The organism is Prochlorococcus marinus str. MIT 9313 (genome assembly GCF_000011485.1).
Lineage (GTDB): Bacteria > Cyanobacteriota > Cyanobacteriia > PCC-6307 > Cyanobiaceae > Prochlorococcus > Prochlorococcus marinus_D.
Genome location: NC_005071.1, coordinates 1083055 through 1100054, shown reverse-complemented (window position 1 = coordinate 1100054; position 17000 = coordinate 1083055). Strand labels below are relative to the sequence as shown.

Genomic DNA, 17000 nt, shown 5'->3' with positions numbered 1-17000 from the left:
TTGTCCGGAGCTTTCGTGGTAGACGTGAGCAAGGATTTAGTTTGCTTAATTCTTCGGCTTTGACCTCGATCTGAGAGGATGATGAAGATGTCTTGCGGATCGTCATGCGTGCTCTTGTTTTCGCGATGGCTCTTGACTTGAGTCCACTGACGATTGGAGTGATTGTGGTTGTCGGAGTATTGTTTATTGCGATGTTCGGGATTAGCTCGGCATTTGGTGGCTATCAGGGAATCTTCGATTGGACGCAGGAGAAGCCAGGTGATCAAAAGAAAAGGTGAGAAATAAAGCAATTCCAAACGATACTTTTCTTTCTTTAAGTAATAGATTAGGCAATATCTCATGCCTAGTCCATAGTAGTTATGGTTATTACGTTGCCTGGTCTGAGAATGGATTCTTATGTGGTATTTGCAATCGTGGTTGTTTATAAAGTTGGTGTTTTTAATACTCAAGAAACCACGTTTCACTGAAAATGTTATGCCCATTATTGTAGGTCTTTTGCATTCAGTCATCACCTATTGGTCGGAGGCCTAAACAAAGTGACCATTGCTAATTAGTGCACCTCAATCGCTCAGCAGTTATTGGGTTCGTTTTAAAGTTTGAATTGAGCCATCAGTGACTTTGACTTGATTTGTTTTTTATGTCTTCTGCAATGGCAGCATTCTCTGAGTGGAGATTGGATTTGATTACCCACCACAAAGCTATTGCTGAGACACCTCTCTGCGAAATAGCCTGATCAGCATTTGGGCTAGGTGAAGCAAAGGCTTCAATAGCGAGTTAAAGGATTTCAGATATTGATTGAGAACTGATAGATCACACAAGGCTTCTACGCTTAAGTATTACTTAAGCGTAGAATTAGTAATCTTTTCTTGTTTAGATCTACAGTCGTGCGATACGTACGGGCTTGTATCGAATCTATGCCCGGATTGACTTCAGGAGATCTGATGAACGCACTCCGACAAGCATGATCTGAGCAAGTAGCCGGCAAGACTTGTGCCTCAACCTATTCACATCAATTGTGCGTTAACAATTTGAATGAGTGAGAACAGTCCCCCTGAACCTGTTGCCGGGGGGTGTGCTTTATTTGTTTGGAAACCCGTTCGCCATGATTTTTGCCCGAAGCAATTGGGACGAGGTTTGGCAAATTAGATGGGGGGCATTGCTGCCTTGATAGGTCCTTGTTTTGATAGAACTTCTCAAGATGTGTGGGCCCATCACAACAGCTCAGGGTGCAGGTCATTCTGAGCAAGTGGTGAGTTCAGTAGAATAGTGGTGGGTTTTAGCAGATTTTGCCTGGTTAGATCTTGGCAGGATGCAGCAGTGGATCTTGAGCGGACTAGGGCTTGCCTGACAAGACATTTTGCATAAATAAGGTGTCTGTCTCGTAAACAACACTTGCCTTTGGTCTTTGCTTGTCAAATTGGCCTCTCTTGGGATCAATCGCGACCGATTTGTAGCGAACTAAGGTCTTAGCGGAATCAGCAAAGGAATGTCTGAGCGAAATGATCCTGTTAAGCCAGAGTGAAGAGAGCAATCAGCGGTTCACTGCCTAGCGGTGTTGGTGAAAATCAGGAACCAGGCGTGTCTGGTTTGCTGTTCTGGAGCGATCGAGACCCCAAAGATGGCCCCTCTCTGAGGCAATCAGGATGGCCTCGTAGAGATCGCTGTTCCTGGCTTTGAATTGGCTTTTCTTCATGTAGGTAAAAATACCGACAGGAGTGGCCTTGGATCAATGGAAATTCCAAATTCTGATGCCTTGCATAGGCTTGCTTTATTGATCAGATCTCCAATTCTCAAGGTGATGCCGCACACCTTTTTGTTGTGTTGGTGAATTTCTCACGAGAGGTGGCCTGGTAAATTCGTTGATTGGTTGAATTTGCTTATGGCTCAGGTCACGGTAGGGGAGAATGAGGGCGTTGAATCGGCCCTGCGTCGCTTTAAGCGAGCAGTCTCTAAGGCTGGGATTTTTTCTGATCTCAAGCGCATTCGTCACCACGAGACCCCAGTCGAAAAGTACAAACGCAAGGCTCAACAACGTCGTCGTAGTCGCAGACGTTGAGTCCACTCCAATCGAGCAGTTGATCCCTCCTGGTAGCTCTTGCCTTGATGACTAATGTCTGCTGGTTGGCTCCAAGAAGATTCTCCTGGGAATGATTTTTTTGCTGATTTGCCATTAGTGATGCGACAGCATTGACGCATCCATTGCTTATTGGCGCACATAGAGCTGGAGGTGAATCTGCTCGGTTTGATGGTTCAACTGAAGCCATGCCTCCTAGCGCCAGTTCCTTGTTAGTGGTGTAGCGGTGCGCCGAGACAAAGGGGAACGTCGTTTCTGCACGACTTGTGTGAATGGTTTTCACTGGCTGTGGAACGCTCAATCCCAGCTGTTCAAGTTGAGATCAAGTCCCTATGAGCTGTGCTGTCTCTGGGTGCGTTTCGGCCGAGGGGAAGCGAACGAATCTTTGCGCGGCAAGTGGTCACCTAGGCAATCAACCATGGCTGCCATTGCACCATCAGCAGGGCGAAAAGCTCTTATTCCTTAGTTAGCACGCCAAATATGGTATTCGTGTGGCAAAACAGCCCTAAACAAGGGGCAAGAGTTGCAAGGATATCCCTGACCTCTAGCCACCAGTTGGATGGTTGACGAAGGCTGAGCCCTAAGGCTCAAATTGTTGTCCTAGCTTGAGCGAAGAATGTGATCAATCGCATTTGGATGCTCATGGACGAATTTGATCGTTTCCATGGCAACCTGTCTGGCCTCAAAAGAGTCATTCGCATAGGCACAGAATTCGCACCGATGACTCTGAGCATCGCGATAGCTGATGGTGTAACCGTGGCGGCTCATTAGTCCAGCCATTCAATTGATCATTTACATCCTTGCTCAGCAGAGTATGGAGTTGCCACTAATTGTTCAAAGAAGTGAGCGAATGCACAAGAACCAAACTTTTTCAATGCTCTTCTTCACCACATCAACTTCCGGACCAGTGACCATTGGTCTATTGAGCGTGGGCCTCTTTCTATAGCCTTGTGAGGGCTCACTGACAGACTCTGGCAAAGGCACATCGTGATTTGCTGCAGTGGAAGGGTTACCTGGATGATCCATGAAGAAGGTCTCCTCCGTCGGCTTGGCAATTGCCGCAAATGTCTTTCTATTCGTTTGGGCTGCGATCAATAGCCCCGTTGGTTAAAGATATAAATCGCTCTGCCTAGCAGCATCAATCACCTCAACCATCAATAGACGTGCGGGTTTTTGTTGAAGCGCAGGCAAAAGCCCTGCTATTAAGACGGGGGTTTGCTTATTCGTTTCACCCTTAGGGCAGTGAACCCTTTTTCTTGTCGTCCTTGACCTGTGAACATAGGTTCTGCTCGCTTCTGGAGAAATGCAGTGGCTTGGATCAAGTTCAGCACTGAGTTTGATCCCAGCGCTCTGGCACTGCAGACTGAACCGGTTTGTGGCATTGAAGTCTCATGCCTAAAAGGCGTTGCACTGCCAGCTTTGTTCATGGTCAACTTTCGTTGATGAAAAACGCTCAACCAAGCGTTGCCAATTTGATTGCTTTCATCACAGCAGCCGTTTCAGCAGCCATTTGATTTGTCTTGCTGCCTTCACTCCTCACACGATGCAGTTCTCTATGGATTCGCTTTTCTCGTTGATTATCGGCTTAGGCCTGAGAGCTGATTGAGTGCTTAATTGAGCTGGAAACAGTGATCATTTGTATCCCTTTTGAGAATCTTTTGTTTGCAGAACTTCTACATTTGTTTGCTGCATTGACCCAGTTTGAAGAATGCTGATGGCATGGACACCTTCTTCTCCAATGGCAACTATGGAAAGCGCTCGATAGGGATCAATTGAAAGATCAGGAGGGCTTAGAGCGCATCGTTGGTCTGTTTGGCGGCGTGAGGTTTGTTCCAGCACTGGCGAACGAGCGCGCACAACTACTCCTACGGTTGAGGAGCATTCGCGGTGTAATTAGCTACCCGCTCGGCTTTTGCCTGTTGGATGTAAGGCTTTTGCCAGCTCAGGGGGATCTCTAGTAGGGCTTTGGGGCCGGTGATTGCTTCTGCCAGGAAGATCACCGCTGCAAGACTATTGGCTGTGATGTGCAGCCATCGCCAGCGCAGATCACGCAGGATTTCTTGTCGGGATGCCAGCGAGAACAGCATCAGCCCAACGAGACCAATGCCACCCCAGAAATGCGATTGCCAGAATTCTGCTTTGAGGGGGTTGTCACCGAGGCGGAATACTTCCGGCTGCATACCAAGGACGATGACACCTGCCCAGCAGAGTAAGGAGAAGCCTGCTCGATAGGCGGGTCTTTTGTCTCGCCAGGTTGTCAGCAAGGCGATGCAACTTCCAATGAGTACCAGTAGAAGCAATCCAGCACGGATCAGACCTCCCTCAAACTCCGTTAGCGGATGTTCAGTGCTGATCATCACCACCAGAGCAAGCAGCACGATTGCGATCACTCCGGCTGAGAGCCATCGTCCGAGATTGCTGTGCACACTCCCGACATTGGCTGGACTTTCGTTCTGACGTTTGAGCCGACGACTGCGGGTTTGAAGTGACAGGTTTAGGACTATCCCCAGTAGGGGGTAGATCAAGGCTACGGCGAAAATCGGGTGTAGCAACCAGATCCAGTCAAGGGTCTGCATGGTGAGGGTCTGGCCGGGGAATCAAAAGGGAGACAAAATTGGATTTAGCAATGGTGCTAAAAGCCTGCACGCCATCGCTTAGAGCTTATTGAGTTGAACTGGATAGAGAATCTCTCCGTTTCTGGGTCCCTGATTCTCTTCCTATCGAAGGAGCTTATGGGAATTCAGGTAGTTGATGTTACTCAGTGATTCTACAAACCTGCCTAATTCTTGAGAGTGAATGATTATTTTCGCTGCTTGGCTAGCTGAGTAAGGATTTTGAATTAGTTCAACCCCCTTTGCCGTTGCAACAGTGATGAATAGAGCTTGATTGGGATCTAAGAGGATATAGGTCAAGCCATCAGGAATGTTTCTGAGTTGCCATGTCTTTGCTGATATAAGCAGGGGTGATCATGAGCATAGGCCAGCAATTGTCAATGGGGTTCGAGTGAAGAACTGAGCCTGTGCTTGTGGCGATACTTTGCTGCTGTTACTAGTCCGCATCAAAACCAATTACATGAACAAGGGGCTTGGGGGAGGTTTTTGGCCGAGTGGCAAATGAACGAGATACGTTCTTTGATTAGCTCCGCAATGCTGATCGTTTGAATCAAATTTCGCTTGCCTAGCCTTGGTTTTGGCTTGCCTACAGGCTAAGAGCTACTTTTTGGCAGATGTTGAAAGGAAGAGCTAAGTCGAAGGCAATGCAGTCATGCGCATCAGATGGGGCTACTTGCATAGAAAATAAGGCGAAGGCGGAACTGTTGCTACTAATGATTCAGGGCTTGCTGGTCATAGGTGAGGTGAGCTACGACTAGCTCCTAACTGAGGCGATAGATGAGGGGCATTTTTGAGCTGTTGCTGGCCTGGCGTTGGCCGCTGGCCGTTATCGTGAGCACAGCCTTTTTAAGCAAGGCTTTAATCGCGATTACTCGCGCGGGCATTCGTGTTGAGATTTTCACCAGACGTCCTATCAAGGTTTCCACTGGACCATCAGCGATTCAGGCTGAGGTCACCAAAGTAAGGCTTTAGTGGCTGAAATCTTTGTGACCCTAGGGAGGGAAAGACTCTGGTGATCCCGTTAAATATTCAATGATTTCGAAGAACTAACTTCTTAGTTTTTGATAGACAAAACAATCGATATCTATCACCATGATCAACAATCTTGATTCTCAATACTGTCTACTATCTTTATGGCCTGATCGGCAGTATTTGTTATCCAGTTCATTCCTCTTCGAGCCTTTCTCGCTCCACGCAGCCATACCTGATCGAAAAGACAGCTGCTTGAGTTCGATCGCACATATCAGGCTTGTTGATGATTGTACTTTGGGGAAAATTTCGTAGTGTTTGCGATATTATTGAGCTTCCATCAAGGCATCGTTGAAGATTAATCTTAGAGTTCTGTAAGGATAATTTCAAAAGGGGAATTTAAAACCTTGATGCTCATCTAGACTTCTTTTGTCTGGCTAACATAAAGAGAAGCTATTGCTTAGAAGCGCTTAATACAAACTATGGCCTTCCATAGAAATCTGGAAAAACCTGACTGGAGAGTGTAAGTCGCCAGAGCTGCAAAACTTGGTTTTTAAACACGATCGACTGACGTTGATCGAAAAAAGCTTCTGCCGTTCCTTCCAGATCAACTTATGGATTCGTGCGGGAGCAAGAAAAGACCCTTGGATGATCCGGGTACCCAAGGGAGTGAGTCGCTGTATCTCCACGCATAGAGATCATGAATGATCCAGAAAAAACCGATGTAGGCAATGATCCAAAGACATGTATTCGTGATTACCACTTGGTTGATGATGTTGGAGTGATCGAACATTTACGCGATCAAGTGAGCTTTGATCAACCCTTGCAAAACAAGGGCCATCCGCTTGGCTGATCCTCAAAGGCCCGTCTATTGCTTTGAGATTTGGCGAGCGGATGGCCAATCGTTAAATGGTGAAATTTGGGTGGGAGGCATCACTGATGACCCAATGGGCAATGTGGTGATCGGCATGAACGAACTGATGCAGTCACAAAAATGCCTTTCTGGGAAGGCGGTCAGAAGGTAGCGGCAGACCTCTAGATCAAGGCTCTGACATCGATATGGAGCTGTGGGATCCACAGATGTGCAACTAGAGAATGCCTTGGGGAGGGGCATTTCTGCCCCATAGGGATGAGGTTTTTCACGCCCAGGAGTGAAAAAAAGAGATCTCAGTCGTTTTTGCTGCGTCGCTGATGAGCATCACCGTCAAGGGACTGCCTCTAACGACGCGGTCCAGCTGTTGTGGAGTGCTTTTGATCAAGCCATCGATTCCCCCATGCAAGTTGATTGGCGAAAACCGTACAACTATCACTTTGGAGTGGCTTTTTAATCCCAACCGGGCCTGGTTCTCCGTACTGTTTTTGTTCGGTCTAGGCATCTACGCCGACCAAGCTGTAAAAATCTCCCATAGAACACCATGTATTCCCTCTTTGACGAGTTTTTCTCTAGTGCAAGCTTCTATAAAACACGTCCTCGCGTTTCTGTGATCAGTGATTCTGAGTTCAAGGCTGATCAGGATCGCCAGAACGCAGAACGTGTTTCTCATCTCGAGAATGTAAGGGCCGATTTGCTCGATTCAGTCAACAAAGTTGAAGCACAGATTGAGGCGCTTCAAACAGCCCTGGCGCAAGCCAAGCAAGTGATCAAGGCACCTATCGCTGAGCCTGCCGCAGCAAAGGAGATCTGCTTGCGCTCGGCATGACAAGAATTTTTATGGCAAGGAGGAACCACTACAAGCTCAGTGGCGATTCATGAAGCCTCTGCTAGTGCGGGGGCTTTCCATTTCCTGCAAGTAGCTGCAATGGTTGGTAAGACAATTAACGGGTAAAGCGGTAAAAGTTCCCCTGTGGCAGCTTCAAATTCATCTGCTCGAGTGGATTAGCACTGACATGATTTATATAGAGAAACTCGCAAAATTCGACTATGGCGAGCATGTTTTGCGGATATCAGCTTAGTTGAATCCTGTGAGGCCTTCAGGTTATTGACTCGCGGAATGGTTTGTAGCAGGCGAAACTGAGCATCGCTTCGCAATCCCCTTGGCGGTTCAAGTTCTTCGAAACGATCAGCGTTCCAAGCTCGATCAGAACGATGACGTGCTTTTTTATGCTGAGCCTCGTTTCGTTCATCATCTGGACGAGGCATTTCGGGGGCGTTTGACGCAGCTTTATCGCGAGAAGATTCCGCCTTGCTCCACAGTGCTCGACTTGATGTCGAGCTGGGTGTCTCACCTGCCTGATGATGTCATCTATGACCGTGTGATCGGCCATGGCCTCAATGAAAAGGAACTCGTGGCCAACAACCGGCTTGATAGCCATTGGGTTCAGAATTTCAATCTCAACCAGTCCATTCCGCTTAAGGATGAGAGCATTGATGCGACTCTCATCATTGCGGGTTGGCAATATCTTCAGCAGCCTGAGGATATGGCTGAGGAGTTATTGCGTGTAACGCGCTCGAAGGGCCAAGTGATCGTTGCGTTCTCGAATCGGATGTTTTTCACAAAAGCTCCGCAGATCTGGAGGGATGGCGATGACCGTGATCATCTCACCTACGTTTCTAAGGTGCTGATGGCTCAGGGTTGGCCAAAGCCTGAGATCATCGCAGAGGAGACTCGCTCAACAGGTGTCTTGGGGTTGCTAGGCGGCAAAGGAGACCCATTTTTTGCGGTCATCGCGACAAAGCCTTGACTGCATTAAAGCCAACAAGGGAAGTAATTTGAGTTTGCAAACAAGAGGAAACTCTTTGCATTAAGGTTATAATTAATCCAGGCTCTATGCACACATTGCTAATCCATGACCTCTTAATTAGTTTGAACTATTGCTCGCTTCCTGAGCGTATTGCTTTTCCCTAATTGGCCATGATGCATCCAAAAGACGAAGGCTAAGGCACTCTATTGTTATCGATGACCTAGGACTTCTAGGAGGAGTAGAAAATTAAACAGTGGCTCTTTCGTGAGAGCTAAAATAGAAAGAGAGTAAAACTAAGGTTTCCTTCGTTTGATGAATACCTTGATTGATATATTGATTTTATGATTCACTCCTATACGCTGCAGCAGTGCAAAGCCAATAAGCACATTTGCAAGCTTAAAGTTAGAAACCTAGAGCATGCTTTTCAACAGGCAAACCTGATGATTGCAGCGTCTGCTATGGACCCTGAATCACTCGTTTCTTTAAGGAGTAAAGTTGCTGAATCCATTCTAGACTTATAAGTATTGTATTTACTGATGGAGGAGGAGGGCCAAGTCAATTAGTCGTTTGACATTCACCTTTTTGAAATTTATATAGATTGCTTTTGTCTTGTACCGGCATCGCTCTTTATGCTTAATTGCATGTCTCCTGTTGCATCATTTTGATTTGCTATGATATTAGCTCTTTGTGACTTTCACATGGACAAGTCGACCAAAAATCAAATTGTTGCATCTTCTGCTGGTTGGGTTTCTGTTGCATTAAATATTTTGCCTGGTATTGGGGCCGGGTATCTCTACCAACGTAGGTGGAAGGCTTATTGGATTACTTCCGCGATCGTCAGTATTTGGACTGTGATTGGTGCTATCTTGGGTCAAGATATTGATCCTGTTAATGAGCAAAGAAATCAATTGGTGGGTCTTATAGGTCTCTTGCTTGTAGCTGGAACAACTGCTGTAGAAGCTGGTCTAGCGGTAAAACGTGCGCGCAATAATGAATCGACTTGATCGACAGGATTAACAAAATATCTAGAGCGAGTTGTCCCCCTCTAGTCTGTTGGCAATTAATCTCGATGTTTGTTTTATTCGTATGCCTATAGGCCCCGGCTCTTCACTCCAGGAGGCTTTGCTCGTAGAGCAAGGGTGAATGGAATAAGGATAGATTCATGATTTAATATGGGGATTAATTCAAATTTTTACCCGTTAATCCGGTTTAAGCATTTTTGCTTTCTTTTCTTGAAAATGCTTGCTAAGGTTGGGAAGAAAGAGAGGGTTTAGTATGCACACATATCTTGTTGAGGCATTGATCGTTGTCTCATCTACTCTTTGGGTCGTATTGTTGCTTTGGAAGCCTCAAAAGGAATAGCTGATAGCCTTATTTCGTATTATTTTTTGGTCTTTTCTTTTGGCAAGCTGGCTTAAGTGAAGCTTCCGATCAGTATTCATTTTTAAGCATCAAAATGATCTTTTCCTTGATTAATCTTTTATAGAGATGAATCTCTACCTTGTTGTTTTGGGTGGGAGGATGCGCGGAGGACACGTGGAGATGCACGATGTGCGCTGGGTGGTGGGTGAAACGATTGAAGCAACAGTGCCCCAGCTGAAATCACAATGGATTGGCAATCCTCGAGGGTTGCATGTGGACAGCTACATGCGCATCCGCTTCGTGGATGGTTACCGGATCACAATGGGTAGCGTCGACAAAGTCAATGCAAACGAAGCCAACAAGCTCTGGTTCATCAACCTGGGAGGTTATAAGGCTGGCGAAATGCTTGAACAGCATCATTTGGAACTTGTGGTGGCACCCTCGGCCCAGATTGCCAAGGGCAAGGCACGTCGCCGCTGGTTCGAGCCGATGGAACAGATCCACAAGGATGATCATGCCGCGATCATCCTGATACAGGGATATTCAGTCGTCCTGGAGATCGATCCTCAGGGGCGACATGACGGCATGAAACCCGACTGGAGTGGCTACTGGGTTATTACTTGATCAGGATTCTCCCGGATTGGTTTCAATTTATGGTTCTGCTAGCTCTTAGCTAGGGATGATCTTGTCAAGTTAGAATTTATAGGGACAATGATTTGTCTATTGTATTAGTATTTCTTTGCGAAAAAGGACAAGTGTCATGAGCACTGATTTTATAAATGTTTCCCCCTAATCTTGCACACTATTCAATCGCGAGTATCCCTCTCTGCAATCCTGATATGCCGTCTAATGTTCGCATTGCTCTCCATAGATCATGTGTTTTTACCCATACAGAAGGATAGCGATATCGGGCAACATCTAGGATTAGAACTTTGTCAGTAACAGCGTCATAAGCTGCTAGTGGAGAGAAGTGCCCACCGCCTTTTTGGCCAATAACTTTTCTGTCATAATTGACAATCAAGCGATCACTTGAATCGTCAAGATTAGCTTTTATAAGTGATCTAAACGCTTGCAGACTAAGGATATCTCCGTGTAAACGCTTAGAAGAAACACCATGATGACTGAGTAGGTTTTGAAGTTCTTGAAGTGTCATGCCTTGCCGCCTGATTTTGGCTGGGCTAATGACTACTTGTGATGAATCCGAGTTGAAGATATTGTCTTGGGTCCAGAAGTGGTAGTTTCTGAAACCATCTACTGGAGGTGCCGGAATTGCTAGGCTGTTTAAAACCATTACGGCACTGGCAACCCCGCAATAGGCAAGGTTTGATTGGGTCAGAAAAGCTTCCATTAACGAGCCGTAATCTGATACAGACTTGCTTCTTTGCAACAAGACCATTCCTTCTGATGTCGTTATTGGAACTAGTTTTTCCGCTAGGGCAGGATTAGACCAAGGGCTTATTATCACAGCAAAACTCAATAAGCTGATTCTAGGAATAGCAATCCAGATGAAATGTTTAGCTGTCTTGTATCTTTGAGCAGGATTAAAGACCATTGTCTCACCTATGCGGAGCAGTGCACCATTTTATCTAGTTTCAGACTTGCTTGACAGAAGGAATGAATCCTTACATTATCAATGCTTTTCGGTGAGCATAATATTGCAGGCAATTTATAGATATTTTCGCTATCAATCTTCCTGTTTGCGAAAAGTTTTTCGCTGTTTGTGCAGAAGGTAGATGGTCTCTTTCTCTCGCGATTCATTTACGACTGCTGAAGTTCCTTCAACGCTCGCAGCACATCTTGACTATGGCGAGATGGACTTACGTCTTTCCAGCGAGCGCGAAGGATGCCATCGGGATCAATCAGAAATGTGTGACGTTGGCTGAATGGTGAACTCCATGATCCATACCTTTCGCTTACGACTCCACCTGGGTCAGACAACAGTGTGTATCCAAGGCCTTCGCTGCTACAGAAGCTCACGTGCTCTTCGGTGCCATCAGCGCTGACTCCTACCACTGCCGCACCTGCAGCTTTAAAGTCTGAGAGATCTCGCTGGAATCCACGCGCCTCCAGAGTGCAGCCACTGGTGAAGTCGCGAGGGTAGAAGTAAAGAACCAGCCAACTGCCTAGAAAGGCATCACGTTGTAATTTCTCAGCCAGCGCACCTTCTTGAGCAGCGGCCTCTAGCTCAAAGTCTGGGGCTTGGGCGTCTAGAGCAGGAAGCTTTCCCTCCATTGCCAAGGCTTGGCTTGGGCGCCCAAGACATTGGCTGATACTCAACACTGCCGCCCCTGTTATGACTCTCAAGAGTTCAGACCGTTTCACCGGTATCAAGCCAACTGCAGAAGAGATTAGTCATAACAACTTCACGGCGGAGCTAATCTGGCAAATGAATCTGATGATTGTGATCTCAAGCAGTTGAATTGGATTCATGAGTCAAGCACCCTTAATTTTTAGCTAGCTGACCAACATCTTGCGTTGAATTGGAATCTATACCTTAGTCCCCCCATAAGACTGCCAACAGTTATTAATCATGCTCTGATCGTCTTTGTCTCTTTACTCTTTTCAAGTTCTAACCGGTTGGCTTTTCACTCTTCTTCCTGTTTGTTTGCTGCAGCCACCTCTGCTTCAAGAGTAAATGTCACACTTCTATCAGGACTGAAGCGATCCACAAGAGTTTGAAGTTCTTCTTTGAGCTGCGCCTCAGAAATTGGTTCGATTGATTCTTGAACGATGGCTTCCTTCCATGTCATATCGATCAGCTTCTCTAGTGCCGCTGCTTTGATACGTGCGATACCGATCTGCTGAATGATCACTTGCTTAGGAATCTTTCCTGGACGGAAACCTGGCAGCCTTATCGCGCTACCCAGGCGCGATAAGGCTGCGTCATAACTTGATTTGCAGCGAGCTGCTGGAACCTCTAGCTCTATCGAGATGTGGTTGTCTGGCAACGCATTGATTTTGACTTTCAACCCCGCCTTCGTCATTGGTAAGACTCCTTAAACAGTGACAACGCAACAGCAGCAGACCCACTAACCCCTACAGCAATGGCACCAGGTTGACACAGGCTCATTAAAAGGATGTGTGATCTCCTATCACTCACACTAGTTTGCTTTCGCTGATTTTTCTTAAGCGCTGTTCTGTGTATGCCTTGCTTACTGGAGGTGATTCTTTGTCAAATTGCATGAATCATATTCAGCAAAGCTTAGGAACCATCCACTTGTTTGTTACTAACTAAATCCTAATTCGCGAGAGAAGGTGGTAGCCATTCCTAAGCCAAAGTTAGCTTATAGAGCTTCACAACTAAATTCTTGAATTTCACCGAGGGGTGTAAGACCCCGGAAGGTTGGATGTTGATGATCTTCATAGTTCCACCACCATTTGCCATCAGTAAAACTGGTTTCGCCAACGTTGAAGGTTCTTGGTAGCATTAGTTTTGAATTCACTAGGTTGATCACGATAAAAGCTCCAGCATCAAGCTCTTCATATGCTTTTACTCTGTTGTATGTTCCATTCTCATTGTTGTAGATTGTTGCTTCGACAAGACTTCCATCACATGTAAAAGAGGTTGATTCTGGAGCTAATGCACTTGGGACTACTGGTGAAATACTGATTAGAAAACTCATCATCAAACTAAGGAATGTCATCATTAACTCTGTCCTGATTCAACTAATAGGGTTCAACTGATTGATAGTATGGCAAATACGTGCTCTCAAGGTATTGATTTTTAAATCATCGCAATAAGTAAAGCCCCCGCGGAAAGTGAGGCTTTACTTCGTGGGTTCTCATTCTGTTGCGGCGAAAAAAATTTTCTGCATTCTTCACCGCTGTCTATAGCTTCTGGTAACTTGCCCTGCCAAGTCGTTGGAGGGCTCAATGATGGCTATGGGGTTGATCAAAATTTTCTAGTGGATGGGCTTTACCTTTGCGAACTAGGCCAGATGAGTTGCGTGAAGTTGGGAAGCTCTGCGAAGGAGTGTTTTTGATGCCTGGTCAAGGCAAAAATAAATCTCACATCGCGATTTTGAAATCGGTTTTCGGGTCGTCGCGATCGTCCGGAGGACACTCTGATTAAGGGCATGTAGGGGCGTAGCTAACAAGAGCAGCGTGCCGCCCATCGCCACTATTGACAGGCCACAGGAACGGGGCTAGTACAGGTGTACTTTCGTTGTTTTCATGGAAAGCCCTTCAGTGCAGCTCAATGGCTGGCTCATCAGCCCTGATGGTCATTTCTGCTATCGCTTCCACCGCGATGCCAACAGTTGGATCAGAAACCCCTTTGTTTTTGTTGATCAATGGAGTGCACAAATGGATGGAACTCCATCGCAGATGAAACAGCGCCTGAGACTTCCTTTGGATCAAGCCCTTGAACTATGTGGTCAGATGCTTCTTGATGGATGGCAAAAACTGACGACTCCATGCGGGGAAGACCCAGACCCTCGGTTCACAGAAGAGCTAGCCGCATGACCCAGAATGAACTAGCCATGAGATTGGCTCGACTATTGCTGCTTAAAGAGGGTGCTGGCACCTTAGAAAGCTTTGAATCCTTGCTTTGCTTGCGGAGTTATTTTTCCGAATTGACGCTCGATGAGCTGCATCAAATCGCAATTGAGTATGGGATCGAGGCCTAGGGACTCTGGAGATGACGAAGGAAAAGCCCTGGTTTTGACTAGGGCTCTTGGTTTGCATCAACAAGCGAATTGATCTTCAAGTCTCTTGGAAACGACGCTTTCAATCCAGCGACAACCAGGCCTTGTTGAAGGGCTGAGGGGTAGTGCCATTCGTAGCGGCAAAACCATGTTCATCTTCCGTGGGCAATGAGCCTTGACTGGCCCATCAGCTCTCTGGAACCTTCTCGGTGGATTTAGTAGGACATGGTTCGAGTTGTCTTGCTCATGATCAATGGTCTCGATGATCCGCAGAAAAAAATGATATCGGTAACATCATTAATCCTTCCTGATCCATCGGCATTCTTTTGTCTTTGCTAGTTGCTATCAATTCGACCGCCTTAGAGAGGTACTCGTGTTCGCGAGCAGGCGGGTCTCTGTAAAGACGCGGCATTCGCGGCCCAGTTCGTAGACTTGGTGGGTGAGGATTGTCCACTCTTTGAGATGGATGCGCCAACGAGCTTGCACATTTGAAACTTGCTCAGACCAGGAGACAATTCCACTGGTTCGTTCTGAGTTTCTTTTGCGCTCTACCTCCAGCTCTGTAAGCAGTTCATTGCGTGTCCAGGCTTTCCCCGTGCTGGGGTTGTTGGGGATTGGCGTGCTTGCAGCCATGGTGTTTTTATCGGCAACGTGAGCAAGCATAGTACACCTGTATTGCCGACATGTGGGTGGGCGGCCTGCTCCTGGCGACAGCTTTGGGACCGATCCATCACTCAAGGAAGAGATAAGAGGCAGGGAGGAATGTCAATCGATGCCAGATCTTTTGTTTTGGCAAGGGCGCTCGCGTTGGCCGCTGCATGCTTAGGGCCAATGTTTAGAGCGATGGCTTATTTGTACTTCTTGCTTGGATTTGGCTTCGCTGGCGAGTCGCATCGCCTAGACGGCTGAAATTCATGCTTTGGCCCATAGGGCGGGAGTTTCAAGGACGCTAGCTTGTAGTATAATTCTAATACCACAGATACGTGTTGGCGTGATTTAGTAACTGCATAGAATCCTTGTTGATTCATGTATCTGCTCTGGGGTTAGTTGTTCAATAGCCGCGAATGCGGCGATGCAGCAAGTTTTGCTTGAGCCTAAGCACGCCAAGTTCGCAGCAGCGACACTCTCCCCGATGAGATTTGATTGAGTGCTCCTGCTTGATAGCACTCCTTCTGCTCACCCAACTGCACTTGATCATCGCTCTAGCCGGTGTTCAGGCTTTGATGTGTGAGCGAGTTCACATTGAATTGAGATTAAGACCCCTAGCTGAGAGGCTTTTTTGTTGCTATTAAGAGCCAACAAAAATTCTTCGACATGCCAGCAACACTCAAACTCCTTGATAACTACTCTCCAGTAACACTCACTGAAGAGCAAAAGGCAGCATTGGCTCGTGCAAGAGATCCTCAAGCAACAACCGTTGATGAGTCAGTGAACCTCTTGAAGACGGTGTACTTAAGTGCCGAACCAGAGAATTGGGATGACACCACTGAACCAGAATGGAATTGTGTCGCCACCTGTATCCGTGCTGCTTAGGCAGGCTGATCAGCAATCCTGTATACAGCGAGGCAAAACAGCGCGATAAAAACGCCGAGTGTGATCGTGTAAAAATCCACCTGATTAAGCTCTAGCCTTGGCATAGATGGGTTGAAGCGTCCCGCCGTTGTGATCATCATCATCTTCGTTGTCGAAGAACGAGAGGCCTAATAAAAGTGCGCTTACTGGCAGTAAAGGGAATAGCGCAGCCAGTTGACCACTACTTAGAACAGGCTGCACTGCATCCCAAGTGGACCAAACAATCCAGAGTGATGTGAAGAGGATGAAGGAGAGGGTGAGCTTTGATTGAGGCATTGAATGTGCCTGCCAAAAACGTTCCATGACAATGACAAAAAAACAACGCCAATGTGGGGGCTTTGGGACCTGCGTTGGTACGGATAGCCGAGGCTTTATTGCTACTTATCTAAGCCCAAAGCATCGATTATCGAAGTGGTTTCAAGCGCTCTCAGGCGGTCTTGCTGTCATCGTTAATACAACAGAGTTTAATCACTCGCCTGATCATCCAGGTGATTGTCAATTGCTTCTTTCATCAATCAGACAGCCTCCTGCACCAATTGGATGTCCATCTCTTTTCCGTGCTACAAGCGAGGGGCTTTTGTTCTGACCGATTGAAACTCGCGATTCAATGAACCAGCAGCAGGCTCTTTTTTTGAGACTGTTGTCTTGCTTGACGCAAGCCAGGCTGAACTGGCGCAAGATGGTTGGGGCCTTGTTGGTGATGCTTGATCGTTAGTGAATCACTCAGCAGACTTGGAGGACACACCGACTTGATATTCATACTCAAGAGCAGAGTTGTTGAGTTCTTGAGCTGTGCTCAGCGTTGTGGGCGAGAAGAACATTGGTTTGTTCAAGATCTTGTTGTCGATCCAATCGACAATCATCTCCAACCTCTGTTCACGCCAACAGGGAAAAGATTTTTGGTACAAGCGGCAGCGGCTGCTCTATGGCAAGCAATAAAAAAGACCCTCGCAGGAGAGCGACGGGTCTGGGTGATGGGGAAATCAACTTTTAGGCAAAAATGATCAAAAAAACAAGCTTCCGCTACAGGTGGTGTCAGAAAGTCAATATAAATGCATTCAAACCTAAATATAGTGTGAAGAC

General features: G+C 46.7%; 22 protein-coding genes. 14 read left to right on the top strand and 8 right to left on the bottom strand.

All coding sequences use genetic code 11. The annotated features are described in order from the left end of the window. Positions 1-104 precede the first annotated feature (104 nt). From AKG35_RS12905 to rpsU, 3 genes are all read left to right on the top strand, one after another. Positions 105-278, top strand: coding sequence for a hypothetical protein (locus AKG35_RS12905; RefSeq protein ID WP_155728036.1), 174 nt, complete (start codon positions 105-107; stop codon positions 276-278). A 1240-nt stretch (positions 279-1518) separates the two neighbouring features. Further along, the gene (locus tag AKG35_RS12900; RefSeq protein WP_157859839.1) at positions 1519-1677 is read left to right on the top strand and encodes a hypothetical protein; all 159 of its coding nucleotides are present in this window, start codon (positions 1519-1521) and stop codon (positions 1675-1677) included. 202 nt (positions 1678-1879) lie between these two features. Continuing rightward, complete coding sequence (gene rpsU / locus AKG35_RS12350; RefSeq protein ID WP_011130394.1) at positions 1880-2056, top strand: 30S ribosomal protein S21; 177 nt, start codon at positions 1880-1882, stop codon at positions 2054-2056. Here the strand turns inward: rpsU and AKG35_RS13200 are convergent. After that, positions 1974-2375 (bottom strand): hypothetical protein, encoded by a 402-nt coding sequence (locus AKG35_RS13200; protein WP_162009599.1) that lies wholly within the window; start codon positions 2373-2375, stop codon positions 1974-1976. The genes rpsU and AKG35_RS13200 overlap by 83 nt on opposite strands. Before the next feature lie 341 nt (positions 2376-2716). Between AKG35_RS13200 and AKG35_RS13640 the strand changes: the two genes are divergently transcribed. Beyond that, positions 2717-2845, top strand: coding sequence for a hypothetical protein (locus AKG35_RS13640; protein WP_255454309.1), 129 nt, complete (start codon positions 2717-2719; stop codon positions 2843-2845). A 1094-nt stretch (positions 2846-3939) separates the two neighbouring features. On the opposite strand, the gene AKG35_RS05435 is transcribed toward AKG35_RS13640, so the two are convergent. After that, entirely contained in the window at positions 3940-4650 is a 711-nt protein-coding gene (locus AKG35_RS05435) for a DUF4079 domain-containing protein (RefSeq protein WP_011130391.1), read from the bottom strand. A gap of 813 nt (positions 4651-5463) precedes the next feature. Between AKG35_RS05435 and AKG35_RS05425 the strand changes: the two genes are divergently transcribed. The 7 genes from AKG35_RS05425 (at position 5464) to AKG35_RS05400 (ending at position 10323) form a co-directional block, all read left to right on the top strand. After that, positions 5464-5658, top strand: a complete 195-nt coding sequence (locus AKG35_RS05425) for a hypothetical protein (RefSeq protein ID WP_041384432.1) — start codon at positions 5464-5466, stop codon at positions 5656-5658. Between the two features lie 697 nt (positions 5659-6355). Next, on the top strand, positions 6356-6508 hold the full coding sequence (locus AKG35_RS12890; protein ID WP_155724598.1) for a hypothetical protein: 153 nt from the start codon (positions 6356-6358) through the stop codon (positions 6506-6508). Positions 6509-6806: 298 nt separating this feature from the next. After that, the gene (locus AKG35_RS12885) at positions 6807-6983 is read left to right on the top strand and encodes a hypothetical protein (RefSeq protein ID WP_157859837.1); all 177 of its coding nucleotides are present in this window, start codon (positions 6807-6809) and stop codon (positions 6981-6983) included. Between the two features lie 87 nt (positions 6984-7070). Then, positions 7071-7355, top strand: a complete 285-nt coding sequence (locus AKG35_RS05415; RefSeq protein ID WP_011130389.1) for a hypothetical protein — start codon at positions 7071-7073, stop codon at positions 7353-7355. A gap of 334 nt (positions 7356-7689) precedes the next feature. Further along, on the top strand, positions 7690-8337 hold the full coding sequence (locus AKG35_RS05410) for a methyltransferase domain-containing protein (protein ID WP_011130388.1): 648 nt from the start codon (positions 7690-7692) through the stop codon (positions 8335-8337). Positions 8338-9008: 671 nt separating this feature from the next. Beyond that, entirely contained in the window at positions 9009-9341 is a 333-nt protein-coding gene (locus AKG35_RS05405) for a hypothetical protein (protein ID WP_011130387.1), read from the top strand. 484 nt (positions 9342-9825) lie between these two features. Next, entirely contained in the window at positions 9826-10323 is a 498-nt protein-coding gene (locus AKG35_RS05400) for a DUF1543 domain-containing protein (protein ID WP_041384429.1), read from the top strand. Between the two features lie 178 nt (positions 10324-10501). Here the strand turns inward: AKG35_RS05400 and AKG35_RS05395 are convergent, their stop codons facing one another. From AKG35_RS05395 to AKG35_RS05380, 4 genes are all read right to left on the bottom strand, one after another. After that, on the bottom strand, positions 10502-11251 hold the full coding sequence (locus AKG35_RS05395) for a phytochelatin synthase family protein (RefSeq protein ID WP_011130385.1): 750 nt from the start codon (positions 11249-11251) through the stop codon (positions 10502-10504). A 206-nt stretch (positions 11252-11457) separates the two neighbouring features. Then, positions 11458-12021, bottom strand: coding sequence for a peroxiredoxin (locus AKG35_RS05390; protein WP_011130384.1), 564 nt, complete (start codon positions 12019-12021; stop codon positions 11458-11460). A gap of 263 nt (positions 12022-12284) precedes the next feature. Further along, on the bottom strand, positions 12285-12683 hold the full coding sequence (locus AKG35_RS05385; protein ID WP_011130383.1) for a trigger factor family protein: 399 nt from the start codon (positions 12681-12683) through the stop codon (positions 12285-12287). A gap of 300 nt (positions 12684-12983) precedes the next feature. Continuing rightward, the gene (locus AKG35_RS05380; protein WP_011130382.1) at positions 12984-13346 is read right to left on the bottom strand and encodes a hypothetical protein; all 363 of its coding nucleotides are present in this window, start codon (positions 13344-13346) and stop codon (positions 12984-12986) included. Between the two features lie 526 nt (positions 13347-13872). Between AKG35_RS05380 and AKG35_RS05375 the strand changes: the two genes are divergently transcribed. Continuing rightward, the gene (locus tag AKG35_RS05375; RefSeq protein WP_011130381.1) at positions 13873-14163 is read left to right on the top strand and encodes a DUF1651 domain-containing protein; all 291 of its coding nucleotides are present in this window, start codon (positions 13873-13875) and stop codon (positions 14161-14163) included. Between the two features lie 527 nt (positions 14164-14690). Here the strand turns inward: AKG35_RS05375 and AKG35_RS05370 are convergent. Then, positions 14691-15008, bottom strand: a complete 318-nt coding sequence (locus AKG35_RS05370; RefSeq protein ID WP_011130380.1) for a hypothetical protein — start codon at positions 15006-15008, stop codon at positions 14691-14693. A gap of 651 nt (positions 15009-15659) precedes the next feature. Between AKG35_RS05370 and AKG35_RS05365 the strand changes: the two genes are divergently transcribed. Continuing rightward, a complete protein-coding gene (locus tag AKG35_RS05365) occupies positions 15660-15878 on the top strand; it encodes a hypothetical protein (RefSeq protein ID WP_041384425.1) in 219 nt (72 codons plus the stop codon). An 84-nt stretch (positions 15879-15962) separates the two neighbouring features. On the opposite strand, the gene AKG35_RS05360 is transcribed toward AKG35_RS05365, so the two are convergent. Next, positions 15963-16193, bottom strand: a complete 231-nt coding sequence (locus AKG35_RS05360; RefSeq protein WP_236069680.1) for a hypothetical protein — start codon at positions 16191-16193, stop codon at positions 15963-15965. A gap of 509 nt (positions 16194-16702) precedes the next feature. Here AKG35_RS05360 and AKG35_RS05350 point away from each other — a divergent pair. Then, positions 16703-16921 (top strand): gamma-thionins family protein, encoded by a 219-nt coding sequence (locus tag AKG35_RS05350; protein ID WP_236069679.1) that lies wholly within the window; start codon positions 16703-16705, stop codon positions 16919-16921. Positions 16922-17000 lie beyond the last annotated feature (79 nt).

Coding starts and splice junctions, on each gene's coding strand:
- AKG35_RS12905 (WP_155728036.1), top strand. CDS start 105: ATGCGTGCTCTTGTTTTCGCGATGGCTCTTGACTTGAGTCCACTGACG.
- AKG35_RS05360 (WP_236069680.1), bottom strand. CDS start 16,193: ATGCCTCAATCAAAGCTCACCCTCTCCTTCATCCTCTTCACATCACTC.
- AKG35_RS05415 (WP_011130389.1), top strand. CDS start 7,071: ATGTATTCCCTCTTTGACGAGTTTTTCTCTAGTGCAAGCTTCTATAAA.
- AKG35_RS12890 (WP_155724598.1), top strand. CDS start 6,356: ATGAATGATCCAGAAAAAACCGATGTAGGCAATGATCCAAAGACATGT.
- AKG35_RS05435 (WP_011130391.1), bottom strand. CDS start 4,650: ATGCAGACCCTTGACTGGATCTGGTTGCTACACCCGATTTTCGCCGTA.
- AKG35_RS05365 (WP_041384425.1), top strand. CDS start 15,660: ATGCCAGCAACACTCAAACTCCTTGATAACTACTCTCCAGTAACACTC.
- AKG35_RS13640 (WP_255454309.1), top strand. CDS start 2,717: ATGGACGAATTTGATCGTTTCCATGGCAACCTGTCTGGCCTCAAAAGA.
- AKG35_RS05380 (WP_011130382.1), bottom strand. CDS start 13,346: ATGATGACATTCCTTAGTTTGATGATGAGTTTTCTAATCAGTATTTCA.
- AKG35_RS05405 (WP_011130387.1), top strand. CDS start 9,009: ATGATATTAGCTCTTTGTGACTTTCACATGGACAAGTCGACCAAAAAT.
- AKG35_RS05425 (WP_041384432.1), top strand. CDS start 5,464: ATGAGGGGCATTTTTGAGCTGTTGCTGGCCTGGCGTTGGCCGCTGGCC.
- AKG35_RS05370 (WP_011130380.1), bottom strand. CDS start 15,008: ATGCTTGCTCACGTTGCCGATAAAAACACCATGGCTGCAAGCACGCCA.
- AKG35_RS05375 (WP_011130381.1), top strand. CDS start 13,873: ATGGAAAGCCCTTCAGTGCAGCTCAATGGCTGGCTCATCAGCCCTGAT.
- AKG35_RS05385 (WP_011130383.1), bottom strand. CDS start 12,683: ATGACGAAGGCGGGGTTGAAAGTCAAAATCAATGCGTTGCCAGACAAC.
- AKG35_RS05400 (WP_041384429.1), top strand. CDS start 9,826: ATGAATCTCTACCTTGTTGTTTTGGGTGGGAGGATGCGCGGAGGACAC.
- rpsU (WP_011130394.1), top strand. CDS start 1,880: ATGGCTCAGGTCACGGTAGGGGAGAATGAGGGCGTTGAATCGGCCCTG.
- AKG35_RS05395 (WP_011130385.1), bottom strand. CDS start 11,251: ATGGTCTTTAATCCTGCTCAAAGATACAAGACAGCTAAACATTTCATC.